This is a genomic window from Streptococcus mitis (assembly GCF_946190375.1).
GTDB classification, from domain to species: Bacteria; Bacillota; Bacilli; order Lactobacillales; family Streptococcaceae; genus Streptococcus; species Streptococcus mitis_CJ.
This window is the reverse complement of the sequence record NZ_CAMIAF010000004.1, coordinates 1-13273: the sequence shown is the minus strand read 5'-3', so window position 1 is coordinate 13273 and position 13273 is coordinate 1. Positions and strand designations below refer to the sequence as shown.

At 40.7% G+C, this 13273-nt stretch carries 15 protein-coding genes and 1 other annotated feature (1 of these 16 cut by a window edge); all 15 genes read left to right on the top strand.

The window, feature by feature from the left end:
- Positions 1–100 (top strand) — a binding site (T-box leader) (it extends 118 nt beyond the left edge of the window).
- A gap of 112 nt (positions 101–212) precedes the next feature.
- A complete protein-coding gene (trpX, locus tag N8M09_RS02720; RefSeq protein ID WP_004259575.1) occupies positions 213–1208 on the top strand; it encodes a tryptophan ABC transporter substrate-binding protein in 996 nt (331 codons plus the stop codon).
- A gap of 75 nt (positions 1209–1283) precedes the next feature.
- Complete coding sequence (locus tag N8M09_RS02715; protein WP_004234420.1) at positions 1284–2150, top strand: ABC transporter permease; 867 nt, start codon at positions 1284–1286, stop codon at positions 2148–2150.
- A complete protein-coding gene (locus tag N8M09_RS02710; RefSeq protein ID WP_173283055.1) occupies positions 2147–2905 on the top strand; it encodes an ABC transporter ATP-binding protein in 759 nt (252 codons plus the stop codon). Before N8M09_RS02715 ends, N8M09_RS02710 begins: the two co-directional genes overlap by 4 nt.
- An 89-nt stretch (positions 2906–2994) precedes the next feature.
- On the top strand, positions 2995–4755 hold the full coding sequence (gene dnaG / locus N8M09_RS02705; RefSeq protein ID WP_261063624.1) for a DNA primase: 1761 nt from the start codon (positions 2995–2997) through the stop codon (positions 4753–4755).
- Positions 4756–4757: 2 nt separating this feature from the next.
- The gene (gene rpoD / locus N8M09_RS02700; RefSeq protein ID WP_261063622.1) at positions 4758–5867 is read left to right on the top strand and encodes an RNA polymerase sigma factor RpoD; all 1110 of its coding nucleotides are present in this window, start codon (positions 4758–4760) and stop codon (positions 5865–5867) included.
- Positions 5868–5881: 14 nt separating this feature from the next.
- Positions 5882–6211, top strand: a complete 330-nt coding sequence (locus N8M09_RS02695; RefSeq protein ID WP_000331929.1) for a metal-sulfur cluster assembly factor — start codon at positions 5882–5884, stop codon at positions 6209–6211.
- Positions 6212–6432: 221 nt separating this feature from the next.
- A complete protein-coding gene (gene cpoA / locus N8M09_RS02690) occupies positions 6433–7476 on the top strand; it encodes an alpha-galactosylglucosyldiacylglycerol synthase (RefSeq protein WP_261063620.1) in 1044 nt (347 codons plus the stop codon).
- A 15-nt stretch (positions 7477–7491) separates the two neighbouring features.
- Positions 7492–8817, top strand: a complete 1326-nt coding sequence (locus tag N8M09_RS02685; RefSeq protein WP_261063618.1) for a glycosyltransferase family 4 protein — start codon at positions 7492–7494, stop codon at positions 8815–8817.
- Between the two features lie 28 nt (positions 8818–8845).
- Positions 8846–9022 carry a PspC domain-containing protein gene (locus tag N8M09_RS02680; protein ID WP_261063763.1) on the top strand — a complete coding sequence of 59 codons (177 nt, stop codon included), beginning with the start codon at positions 8846–8848 and terminating at the stop codon, positions 9020–9022.
- Between the two features lie 58 nt (positions 9023–9080).
- On the top strand, positions 9081–9215 hold the full coding sequence (locus N8M09_RS02675; protein WP_000863859.1) for a DUF4044 domain-containing protein: 135 nt from the start codon (positions 9081–9083) through the stop codon (positions 9213–9215).
- Positions 9216–9278: 63 nt separating this feature from the next.
- Positions 9279–10589, top strand: a complete 1311-nt coding sequence (gene obgE / locus N8M09_RS02670) for a GTPase ObgE (protein ID WP_261063616.1) — start codon at positions 9279–9281, stop codon at positions 10587–10589.
- A 9-nt stretch (positions 10590–10598) separates the two neighbouring features.
- Positions 10599–10754 carry a hypothetical protein gene (locus tag N8M09_RS02665; protein ID WP_261063614.1) on the top strand — a complete coding sequence of 52 codons (156 nt, stop codon included), beginning with the start codon at positions 10599–10601 and terminating at the stop codon, positions 10752–10754.
- Positions 10755–11058: 304 nt separating this feature from the next.
- Entirely contained in the window at positions 11059–11700 is a 642-nt protein-coding gene (locus tag N8M09_RS02660) for an amino acid ABC transporter permease (RefSeq protein ID WP_000120835.1), read from the top strand.
- A 9-nt stretch (positions 11701–11709) separates the two neighbouring features.
- Positions 11710–12339, top strand: a complete 630-nt coding sequence (locus N8M09_RS02655) for an amino acid ABC transporter ATP-binding protein (protein ID WP_261063611.1) — start codon at positions 11710–11712, stop codon at positions 12337–12339.
- 9 nt (positions 12340–12348) lie between these two features.
- Entirely contained in the window at positions 12349–13188 is an 840-nt protein-coding gene (locus tag N8M09_RS02650; protein WP_261063609.1) for an amino acid ABC transporter substrate-binding protein, read from the top strand.
- Positions 13189–13273: the final 85 nt, after the last annotated feature.

Below are 13273 nucleotides of genomic sequence, written 5' to 3'. Positions count from 1 at the left end.
ATTCGGTGAGCACACCTTACAGTGCATCTCGTTATTGCGAGACAGAGCGATAGGGAAATTCCCTATAATTGAGGTGGTACCGCGCATCGACGTCCTCACACAAGTTTTTTGTGTGAGGACTTTTTTGATGGAGGTTAGTATGGAAAGAAAACGATGGCGTCGCTTGTTCAGGTAAGAGAAGTATTTTAAAGGAATTAAAAAGGAGAAATAGAATGAAAAATAAACGTTTAATTGGAATTATCGCTGCATTAGCAGTTTTAGTAGCAGGAAGCTTGATTTACTCTTCAATGAATAAACCAGAAGCTAAGAATGAAAAGAAAGTTGCCAAAGTTGGTGTCCTTCAGTTTGTGAGCCATCCATCTCTTGACTTGATTTATAAAGGGATACAAGATGGACTTGCAGAAGAAGGTTATAAAGATGATCAGTTGAAGATTGACTTTATGAACTCAGAAGGCGACCAAAGTAAGGTTGCGACAATGAGTAAACAGTTGGTTGCGAATGGTAATGACTTGGTTGTTGGTATCGCAACACCAGCTGCTCAAGGTTTGGCTAGTGCAACAAAAGATCTACCTGTTATCATGGCTGCTATTACAGACCCAATCGGTGCTAACTTGGTTAAAGATTTGAAAAAACCAGGTGGCAACATTACAGGGGTATCTGACCACAACCCAGCTCAACAACAAGTTGAACTCATCAAGGCTCTGACACCAAATGTGAAAACAATCGGTGCTCTTTACTCAAGCAGTGAAGATAATTCAAAAACACAGGTAGAAGAATTTAAAGCTTATGCTGAAAAAGCAGGTTTGACAGTCGAAACATTTGCTGTTCCTTCAACAAATGAAATTGCTTCAACAGTCAATGTTATGACTAGCAAGGTTGATGCTATCTGGGTTCCAATCGACAACACCATTGCATCTGCATTTTCAACAGTTGTATCAAGCAACCAATCAGCTAAAAAACCAATCTACCCAAGCGCAACTGCCATGGTAGAAGCTGGTGGTTTGGCATCAGTTGTAGTTGACCAACATGACCTTGGTGTGGCAACAGGTAAAATGATTGCGCAAGTCTTGAAAGGTGCAAAACCAGCTGATACTCCAGTCAATGTATTTTCAACTGGTAAGTCAGTAATTAACAAAAAATTGGCACAAGAGCTAGGTATTACGATTCCTGAATCTGTTCTAAAAGAAGCAGGACAAGTGATTGAATAATCTGTAATGGAGGAGTTGGGGACATCTCCTCCAATTTTTTACAATAGAAATCATATAGAAAAGGTTAAGAAACAGATGATATTATCTATTATTTCTCAAGGATTTGTCTGGGCTATTTTAGGTCTGGGAATCTTTATGACATTTAGGATTTTAAACTTTCCAGATATGACGACAGAAGGTTCCTTCCCTCTTGGGGGAGCTGTTGCTGTCACTCTGATAACCAAAGGCGTGAACCCATTTCTAGCGACACTTGTTGCTGTTGGAGCCGGTTGTTTGGCTGGAATGGCAGCAGGACTTCTTTATACAAAAGGAAAAATCCCAACCTTGCTCTCAGGGATTTTGGTGATGACTTCTTGTCACTCAATCATGCTTTTGATTATGGGACGTGCAAATTTAGGCTTGCTTGGAACTAAGCAAATTCAGGATGTCTTACCTTTTGATTCAGATTTGAATCAACTCTTGACAGGTCTCATCTTTGTCAGTCTTGTTATTGCTCTCATGCTCTTTTTCTTGGATACCAAACTAGGACAAGCCTATATTGCTACAGGTGACAATCCTGATATGGCTAGAAGTTTCGGGATTCATACTGGACGCATGGAGCTCATGGGATTGGTCTTATCAAATGGTGTGATTGCCCTTGCAGGAGCTCTCATTGCCCAGCAAGAAGGGTATGCCGATGTATCTCGAGGAATCGGGGTTATCGTTGTGGGGCTTGCAAGTTTGATTATTGGGGAAGTTATTTTCAAGAGTTTGAGCTTGGCAGAACGTCTGGTTACCATCGTTGTAGGTTCTATTGCCTATCAATTCTTAGTGTGGGCAGTTATCGCTCTTGGCTTTAATACAAGTTACCTTCGTTTGTACAGTGCCGTGATTTTAGCAGTCTGCCTCATGATTCCAACATTTAAGCAAACAATCTTGAAAGGAGCCAAATTAAGCAAATGACAGCAATTGTAGAATTAAAAAATGCAACCAAAGTCGTTAAAAATGGCTTTGATGAAGAAAAGATTATCTTAAATGATGTTTCCTTAGAAATTTTTGAACAGGATTTCATCACGATTTTAGGTGGAAATGGTGCTGGGAAGTCAACTCTCTTTAACACCATTGCAGGCACCTTGTCCTTAACCAGTGGAACAATCCGTATTTTGGGTGAAGATGTTACCAAGTTTTCACCCGAGAAGCGTGCCAAGTATCTGTCTCGAGTCTTCCAAGATCCAAAGATGGGAACAGCTCCTCGTATGACAGTCGCTGAAAATCTCCTGATTGCCAAGTTTCGTGGTGAAAAGCGTGGATTGTTACCACGACGCTTGACTAGCTATAAGGATGAATTTCAGGCGACCATTGAAAAAGTGGGAAACGGTCTTGAGAAACACTTGAATACACCGATTGAGTTCTTATCAGGTGGACAAAGACAAGCCTTGAGTCTCTTGATGGCAACCTTGAAGCGACCTGAATTACTCTTGTTAGATGAGCATACTGCAGCTCTTGATCCAAAGACCAGTGTAGCCTTGATGGAGTTGACAGATGAATTTGTCAAGAAAGATCAGCTGACAGCTCTTATGATTACTCATCATATGGAAGATGCTCTCAAATATGGCAATCGCTTGATTGTCATGAAAGAAGGACGGATTATCCAAGATTTGAACCAAGAAGATAAAGCAAAAATGAAAATCTCTGATTATTATCAACTCTTTGAATAAAGTAGGGAAAATGAGTGAAATGGTTTACTTTTTTTCTGAAATAAAGTATACTATATAAAGTAAACTATGATAACATGGAGGTATTGTGTATGGTTGACAAACAAGTCATTGAAGAAATCAAAAACAATGCCAACATTGTGGAAGTCATAGGAGATGTGATTTCTTTACAAAAGGCAGGACGGAACTATCTAGGGCTCTGTCCTTTTCATGGTGAAAAAACACCTTCTTTCAACGTTGTAGAGGACAAGCAGTTTTACCACTGTTTTGGTTGTGGGCGCTCAGGTGATGTCTTTAAGTTCATCGAGGAGTACCAAGGGGTTCCCTTTATGGAGGCTGTCCAAATCTTAGGTCAGCGTGTTGGGATAGAGGTGGAAAAACCGCTTTATAGTGAGCAGAAGCCAGCCTCGCCTCACCAAGCTCTTTATGATATGCATGAAGATGCAGCCAAATTTTATCATGCTATTCTCATGACAACGACCATGGGGGAAGAGGCTAGAAACTACCTCTATCAGCGTGGTTTAACAGATGAAGTGCTCAAGCATTTTCGGATTGGTTTAGCACCTCCAGAACGAAACTATCTCTATCAACGTTTGTCTGGTCAGTATCATGAAGAGGATTTCCTAGATTCAGGGCTATTTTACCTCTCGGATGCCAATCAATTTGTAGACACCTTTCACAATCGGATTATGTTTCCCCTTACAAATGATCAGGGAAAGGTCATTGCCTTCTCAGGTCGTATCTGGCAGAAAACGGATTCACAAACTTCTAAGTATAAAAATAGCCGATCGACTGTAATTTTTAACAAAAGTTACGAATTATATCATATGGATAGGGCAAAAAAATCTTCTGGTAAAGCCAGTGAGATTTACCTGATGGAAGGGTTCATGGATGTCATTGCAGCCTATCGGGCTGGAATCGAAAATGCTGTGGCGTCTATGGGAACGGCTTTGAGTCGTGAGCATGTTGAGCATCTGAAAAGGTTAACCAAGAAGTTGGTTCTTGTTTACGATGGCGATAAGGCTGGGCAGGCCGCGACTTTGAAAGCGCTGGACGAAATTGGTGATATGCCTGTGCAGATCGTCAGCATGCCTGATAACTTGGATCCGGATGAGTATCTACAAAATAATGGTCCAGAAGACTTGGCCTATCTATTAACGAAAACTCGTATTAGTCCGATTGAGTTCTACATTCATCAGTACAAACCTGAAAATAGTGAAAATCTGCAGGCACAGATTGAGTTTATTGAAAAAATAGCTCCCTTGATTGTTCAAGAAAAGTCCATCACTGCTCAAAACAGCTATATTCATATTTTAGCTGACAGTCTGGCGTCCTTTGATTATGCCCAGATTGAGCAGATTGTTAATGAAAGCCGTCAGGCACAAAGGCAGAATCGTATGGAAGGAATTTCCAGACCGACGCCAATCACCATGCCTGTTACCAAGCAGTTATCGGCTATTATGAGGGCAGAAGCCCATCTACTTTATCGAATGATGGAATCCCCTCTTGTTTTGAACGATTACCGTTTGCGAGAAGATTTTGCATTTGACACACCTGAATTTCAGGTCTTATATGACTTGCTTGGCCAGTATGGAAATCTTCCTCCGGAAGTTTTAGCAGACCAGACAGAGGAAGTTGAAAGAGCTTGGTACCAAGTCTTAGCTCAGGATTTACCTGCTGAGATGTCGCCGCAGGAACTCAGTGAAGTAGAGACGACTCGAAACAAGGCTCTCTTGAATCAGGACAATATGAGAATTAAAAAGAAGGTGCAGGAAGCTAGCCATGTAGGAGATACCGACACAGCCCTAGAAGAATTGGAACGTTTAATTTCCCAAAAGAGAAGAATGGAGTAATAATGGCAACAAAACAAAAAGAAGTAACAACATTTGACGTACAAGTAGCAGAATTTATCCGTAATCATAAACAAAAAGGGACAGCAACAGACGATGAAATCAATGCTAGTCTAGTCATTCCTTTTACCTTGGATGCTAATGGGATTGAAGACCTCTTGCAACGAATCCAGGATGCAGGAATTTCAATCACAGATAACGAAGGAAATCCAAGTGCGCGTGTGCTTAGTGTAGAAGAAGAGCCAGAACTCAGCGATGAGGACTTGATTGGATCAACTTCGGCTAAGGTCAATGACCCTGTTCGTATGTACTTGAAAGAAATCGGGGTCGTTCCTCTCTTGACCAATGAAGAGGAAAAAGAATTGGCACTGGCTGTTGAAGCTGGCGATATTGAAGCCAAACAACGTCTTGCGGAAGCCAACCTTCGTTTGGTTGTTTCCATTGCCAAGCGTTATGTCGGCCGTGGTATGCAGTTCCTTGACTTGATTCAAGAAGGGAATATGGGCTTGATGAAGGCGGTTGACAAGTTTGACTATTCTAAAGGATTTAAGTTCTCAACTTATGCAACTTGGTGGATTCGTCAGGCTATCACTCGTGCTATTGCGGATCAAGCTCGTACCATTCGTATTCCAGTCCACATGGTTGAAACCATTAATAAATTGGTTCGTGAACAGCGTAACCTCCTTCAAGAATTGGGACAAGATCCAACGCCAGAACAAATCGCTGAACGTATGGATATGACTCCTGACAAGGTTCGTGAAATCTTGAAGATTGCTCAAGAACCAGTATCTCTTGAAACACCAATCGGTGAAGAGGATGATAGCCACCTTGGGGACTTTATCGAAGATGAAGTGATTGAAAATCCAGTGGACTACACAACTCGTATCGTCTTGCGTGAGCAGCTGGATGAGGTCTTGGATACTCTTACAGACCGTGAAGAAAACGTCTTGCGTCTACGTTTTGGACTAGATGATGGGAAAATGCGCACCCTTGAAGATGTAGGTAAAGTCTTTAACGTAACCCGTGAGCGTATCCGTCAGATTGAAGCCAAGGCTTTGAGAAAACTACGCCAACCAAGTCGCAGCAAACCGCTTCGTGATTTTATTGAAGACTAAGAGTGAGGATAAATATGGCTTATACAGAAGAGCAAATTGAAAATATCAAAACACGGATTTTAACAGCCTTGGAAGAAGTCATCGACCCTGAGTTGGGAATCGATATTGTCAATCTTGGTTTGATTTATGAGATTCGTTTTGATGGCGACACAGGGCAAACAGAGATTGATATGACTTTGACAACTATGGGTTGTCCCCTAGCTGACCTTTTGACGGACCAGATTTATGATGCCATGACAGAGGTACCAGAAGTAACGGATACTGAGGTTAAATTGGTTTGGTATCCAGCCTGGACAGTTGAAAAAATGAGTCGCTATGCACGCATTGCCCTAGGCATTAAGTAATACTCTTCGAAAATCAAATTCAAACCACGTCAGCTTCACCTTGCCGTACTCAAGTACAGCCTGCGGCTAGCTTCCTAGTTTGCTCTTTGATTTTCATTGAGTATAAACATATAAAAGCATGTGAGAGACCCTTGGAAAAGTGAGGAAATTTCCCCCTCTTTTCCTCCAGTCTCTCCTTTCTTTTGCTGATTTTATTCAAAGAAAATGATATAATAGTAGTTATGGAAAAAAAGAAATTACGCATCAATATGTTAAGTTCAAGTGAGAAAGTAGCAGGACAAGGAGTTTCAGGTGCTTATCGTGAATTAGTTCGTCTTCTTCACCGTGATGCCAAGGACCAATTGATTGTTACAGAAAATCTTCCAATAGAGGCAGATGTGACTCACTTTCATACAATTGATTTCCCCTATTATTTATCAACATTCCAAAAGAAACGCTCAGGAAGGAAAATTGGCTATGTGCACTTCTTGCCTGATACACTTGAGGGGAGTTTGAAAATTCCATTTTTCTTAAAGGGAATTGTTAAACACTACGTATTTTCTTTTTACAACCGGATGGAGCACTTGGTGGTGGTCAATCCTATGTTTATCGAGGATTTGGTGGCAGCTGGTATTCCACGTGAAAAAGTGACTTATATTCCTAACTTTGTAAACAAGGAAAAATGGCATCCTCTTCCACAGGAAGAGGTAGCGAGACTGCGTACAGAGCTAGGTCTTAGTGACAAACAGTTTATCGTAGTAGGTGCTGGGCAAGTTCAGAAACGTAAAGGGATTGATGACTTTATCTGTCTGGCTGAGGAATTGCCTCAGATTACCTTTATCTGGGCAGGTGGTTTCTCTTTTGGTGGTATGACAGATGGTTATGAACGTTACAAGAAAATCATGGAGAATCCCCCTAAAAATTTGATTTTTCCAGGTATTGTCTCACCAGAGCGGATGCGCGAATTGTATGCCCTAGCGGACCTTTTCTTGTTGCCTAGTTATAATGAGCTCTTTCCGATGACGATTTTAGAGGCTGCCAGTTGTGAAGCTCCTATTATGTTGCGTGATTTAGATCTTTATAAGGTGATTTTAGAGGGGAATTATCGGGCGACAGCAGACAGAGAAGAGATGAAAGAGGCTATTCTGGAATATCAAGCAAATCCTGCTGCTTTAAAAGATTTGAAAGAAAAAGCTAAGAATATTTCTAGAGAGTATTCAGAAGAGCATCTGTTACAAATCTGGTTGGACTTTTATGAGAAACAAGCCGCTTTAGGGAGAAAGTAAAAAGTGAGGTAATCTATGCGAATTGGTTTATTTACAGATACCTATTTTCCTCAGGTTTCAGGTGTGGCGACCAGTATTCGAACCTTGAAAACCGAACTTGAAAAGCAGGGACATGCTGTTTTTATCTTTACGACAACAGATAAGGATGTCAATCGTTATGAAGATTGGCAAATTATCCGCATTCCAAGTGTTCCCTTTTTTGCTTTTAAAGATCGCCGCTTTGCCTATCGAGGTTTTAGTAAGGCGCTTGAAATTGCTAAACAATATCAACTGGATATTATCCATACTCAGACAGAATTTTCTCTTGGCTTGTTGGGAATTTGGATTGCGCGTGAATTGAAGATTCCAGTCATCCATACCTATCACACCCAATACGAAGACTACGTGCATTATATTGCGAAGGGGATGTTGATTCGTCCTAGTATGGTCAAGTATCTGGTCAGAGGTTTTTTGCATGATGTGGATGGGGTGATTTGCCCTAGTGAGATTGTCCGAGACTTGCTATCTGACTATAAAGTCAAGGTTGAAAAGCGGGTCATTCCTACTGGGATTGAATTAGCCAAGTTTGAGCGTCCAGAAATCAAGCAAGAAAATCTAAAAGAACTACGTAGTAAACTAGGGATTCAAGATGATGAAAAGATGTTGCTTAGCCTTTCCAGAATTTCCTATGAAAAAAATATTCAAGCAGTACTAGCAGCCTTTGCAGAAGTTTTGAAAGAAGAAGACAAGGTTAAACTGGTGGTAGCTGGGGACGGTCCTTATCTGGATGATCTCAAAAAGCAAGCCCAGAAACTAGAGATTCAAGACTCCGTTGTCTTTACAGGGATGATTGCTCCTAGTGAGACCGCTCTTTACTATAAGGCAGCAGATTTCTTTATTTCAGCATCGACAAGTGAAACCCAAGGTTTGACATACTTGGAAAGCTTAGCCAGTGGAACACCTGTCATTGCTCACGGAAATCCTTATCTGGACAATCTTATCAGTGATAAAATGTTTGGAACCTTGTACTATGGAGAACATGATTTGGCTGGTGCTATTTTGGAAGCCCTGATTGCAACACCAGACATGAATGAGCATACTTTATCAGAGAAGTTGTACGAGATTTCAGCTGAGAACTTTGGGAAACGAGTGCATGAGTTTTATCTGGATGCCATTATTTCAAATAACTTCCAGAAAGATTTAGCAAAAGATGACACGGTCAGTCAGCGTATTTTTAAAACAGTTTTGTATCTACCTCAACAGGTGGTTGCTGTACCCGTAAAAGGCTCTAGACGCATGCTGAAGGCTTCAAAAACACAGTTGATCAGCATAAGAGATTATTGGAAAGACCATGAAGAATAGAAAGAGGAACAGTATGAAAAAACAATTAATGAGAAGCGGTCGTGATAAAAAGATTGCTGGTGTTTGTGCTGGGGTAGCCCATTATTTTGATATGGATCCTACTATTGTTCGCGTAATATGGGGTGTTCTTGCTTTTTGTTATGGAGCAGGAGTTGTAGCTTATATCATTTTATGGATTATTGCGCCAGTAGCAAGTGACTATTGAAAACTAGCTCAATTCATGCTAAGATAATAGAAAATAGAATGTAATGAAGGAGATAAAAATGGCATTTGGAGATAATGGAAATCGTAAAAAAACTATGTTTGAGAAAATAACCTTATTTATCGTGATTATCATGCTAGTAGCAAGTTTATTGGGAATTTTTGCAACTGCAATTGGTGCCCTCAGTAATCTATAAAATAGATTCAAGAAAATTTAGTGACTGGGATTTCCCAGCCCTTTTTTAAAGTGAGAAGAAAAAATGAGTATGTTTTTAGATACAGCTAAGATCAAGGTCAAGGCTGGTAATGGTGGTGATGGCATGGTTGCCTTTCGCCGTGAAAAATATGTCCCTAATGGCGGTCCTTGGGGCGGTGATGGTGGTCGTGGAGGCAATGTCGTCTTCGTTGTAGATGAAGGTTTACGTACCCTCATGGATTTCCGCTATAATCGCCAATTCAAGGCTGATTCTGGTGAGAAAGGAATGACCAAAGGGATGCATGGTCGTGGTGCTGAAGACCTTAGAGTTCGAGTACCACAAGGTACGACTGTTCGTGATGCAGAGACTGGCAAGGTTTTGACAGATTTGATTGAACATGGTCAAGAATTTATCGTTGCCCACGGTGGTCGTGGTGGACGTGGAAACATCCGCTTTGCGACACCAAAAAATCCTGCACCGGAAATCTCTGAAAATGGAGAACCAGGTCAGGAACGTGAGTTACAATTGGAACTAAAAATCTTGGCAGATGTCGGTTTAGTAGGTTTCCCATCTGTAGGGAAATCAACACTTTTAAGTGTTATTACCTCAGCTAAACCTAAAATTGGTGCCTACCACTTTACGACCATTGTGCCAAATCTAGGTATGGTTCGTACCCAATCAGGTGAATCCTTTGCAGTAGCCGATCTACCAGGTTTGATTGAAGGTGCTAGTCAAGGTGTTGGTTTGGGAACTCAGTTCCTCCGTCACATCGAGCGTACACGTGTCATCCTTCACATCATTGATATGTCAGCTAGCGAAGGCCGTGATCCTTATGAGGATTATCTTGCCATTAACAAGGAGTTGGAGTCATACAATCTTCGTCTCATGGAGCGTCCACAGATTATCGTAGCCAACAAAATGGACATGCCTGAGAGTCAAGAAAATCTTAAAGAATTTAAGAAAAAATTGGCTGAAAACTACGATGAATTTGAAGAGTTACCAGTTATCTTCCCAATTTCTGGTTTGACTAAGCAAGGTTTGGCTACGCTTTTGGATGCTACAGCTGAATTGTTAGACAAGACACCAGAATTTTTGCTCTATGACGAGTCAGATATGGAAGAAGAAGCATACTACGGCTTTGACGAGGAAGAAAAAGCCTTTGAAATTAGTCGTGATGACGATGCAACATGGGTGCTTTCTGGTGAAAAACTGATGAAACTCTTTAATATGACCAACTTTGATCGTGACGAATCAGTCATGAAATTTGCTCGCCAGCTTCGTGGTATGGGAGTTGATGAAGCTCTTCGTGCGCGTGGTGCTAAGGATGGGGACTTGGTCCGCATTGGTAAATTTGAGTTTGAATTTGTAGACTAGGAGACTAGTATGGGAGATAAACCGATATCTTTCCGAGATGCGGATGGCAATTTCGTTTCCGCCGCAGACCTTTGGAATGAAAAGAAATTGGAAGAACTATTTAATCGTTTCAATCCAAATCGTGCCCTGAGATTAGCACGAACTAAAAAGGAAAATCCATCTTAAATACGTAAGATAAAACTCCAATTATCAGTCAAGTTAACTATAACAAATAGAAGCTAAGATCGAGAAAGGGCAAAATTTGTCCTTTCTTTTCACTTATAAATTATAATATATTGAAATGGAATATAAACAAATAGACTAGGAAATTCAAATCAAATGACTAACAAGGCTTTATAAGTCGTGTTGTCCTATTCTAGCTTCAAGACACTGTATTTTTTCTATTGAAAAAGAATTTTTTTACAAAAATAGTTGGTTATTTAGTTTATTTATGCTATAATAGGAGCAATTATTTTTAGGAGGTGTCAGTATGTCTTATTTGTTTGAGATATTACCGAGTTTATTGAGCGGTGCAAGCATGACTTTACAGGTTTTTGCACTGGTCTTGATTTTTTCTATTCCCTTGGGTGTTTTGATTGCCTTTGCCTTGCAAGTCCATTGGAAGCTCCTCCATCATCTGATTAACATTTATATCTGGATCATGCGAGGCACACCCTTGCTCTTGCAATTAATCTTTATCTATTATGTGCTGCCAAGTATTGGGATTCGTTTGGACCGTCTTCCTGCGGCTATCATTGCCTTTGTGTTGAATTATGCGGCTTACTTTGCTGAAATCTTTCGTGGGGGAATTGATACCATTCCTAAAGGTCAATATGAGGCTGCCAAAGTCTTGAAGTTTAGTCCCTTTGACACAGTGCGCTATATTATTTTGCCTCAAGTGACCAAGATTGTTCTTCCTAGTGTCTTTAATGAGGTTATGAGTTTGGTCAAGGATACTTCTCTGGTCTATGCTCTAGGAATTTCAGATCTTATCTTGGCTAGTCGAACAGCTGCCAACCGTGATGCTAGCCTGGTTCCGATGTTCTTGGCAGGTGCTATTTACTTGATTTTGATTGGGATTGTGACCATTCTTGCCAAAAAAGTTGAGAAGAAGTACAGTTATTATAGATAGGAGGTTGCCATGTTAGAATTACGAAATATCAATAAGGGATTTGGTGAAAAGCAAATTTTATCCAATTTCAGTCTAAAAATTCCTGAAAAGCAAATCCTGGCTATCGTTGGGCCTTCTGGTGGAGGTAAAACAACTCTCTTACGTATGCTTGCGGGTCTTGAAACTATTGATTCAGGGCAAATCTTTTATAATGAAGAACCTTTAGAACTGGATGAATTGGAGAAGCGCAATCTACTAGGATTTGTATTCCAAGATTTTCAACTTTTCCCTCATTTATCAGTTCTGGACAATTTGACCTTATCGCCTGTGAAAACAATGGGAATGAAGCAGGATGAGGCTGAGCAGAAGGCGCGAGGTCTCTTGGAGCAATTGGGACTGGCAGGGCACACAGACGCCTATCCATTCTCATTATCAGGTGGGCAAAAGCAACGTGTGGCCTTGGCGCGTGCTATGATGATTGATCCAGAAATCATTGGCTATGATGAACCAACTTCTGCCCTAGATCCAGAATTGCGCTTGGAAGTGGAAAAATTGATCTTGCAAAATAGGGAACTTGGGATGACGCAGATTGTGGTTACCCACGATTTACAATTCGCTGAAAATATCGCAGATCAGATTCTCAAGGTTGAGCCCAAGTAGGAGGTGCCAATGACTAATAAGAAAATTGCTTTAGTGTTGGTTTCGCTCCTGACTCTCTTTTTAACTGCTTGTACTCAGAAGGCTAGCGATCCAAAGCAGGATAACTGGAATAAGTATCAAGAGCAAGGCAGTATAACCATTGGTTTTGATAATACCTTTGTACCCATGGGATTTGAGGAAAAGAATGGCCAATATACGGGCTTTGATATTGACTTAGCACAAGCAGTTTCTGAAAAATTAGGTTTTAAGATTCAATTTCAGCCAATTGACTGGGATATGAAGGAAACGGAACTGCAAAATGGAACCATAGATGCCATCTGGAATGGCTATTCTGCCACTGATGAACGCCGAGAGAAGGTTGCCTTTAGCATTCCATATATGGAAAATCAGCAGGTTCTGGTTGCTAAGAAAAGCCATCAAATTCATTCAGTAGAGGATATGAAGGATAAGACCTTGGGAGCCCAAGCCGGATCCTCTGGTTATCTAGACTTTGAAGCCCAGCTAGATTTACTGAAAAATCGTGTTAAAGAGCAGAAGGCCAATCAATATCAGAGTTTCAATGAAGCCTTGATTGATTTGAAAAATGACCGGATTGATGCCTTGTTGATTGACCGAGTGTATGCTAATTACTATCTCCAGTCTGAGGGTATATTAAATGACTACAATGTCTTTTCAGCAGGATTTGAAAGTGAATCCTTTGCAGTCGGAGTTAGACCAGCTGATAAAAGATTACTGCAAGCTTTAAACCAGGCCTTTGTTCAACTATACCAAGAAGGGAAGTTCCAGGAAATCAGCCAAAAATGGTTTGGAGAAGATGTGGCAACTAAAGAAGTGAAAAGTAGAGATTGAGTTTTTACGGCTCTTTGTCAACTGTAGTGGGTTGAAGAAAAGCTAAGATCGAGAAAGGACGAAATTTGTCCTTTCTTTTTTGATA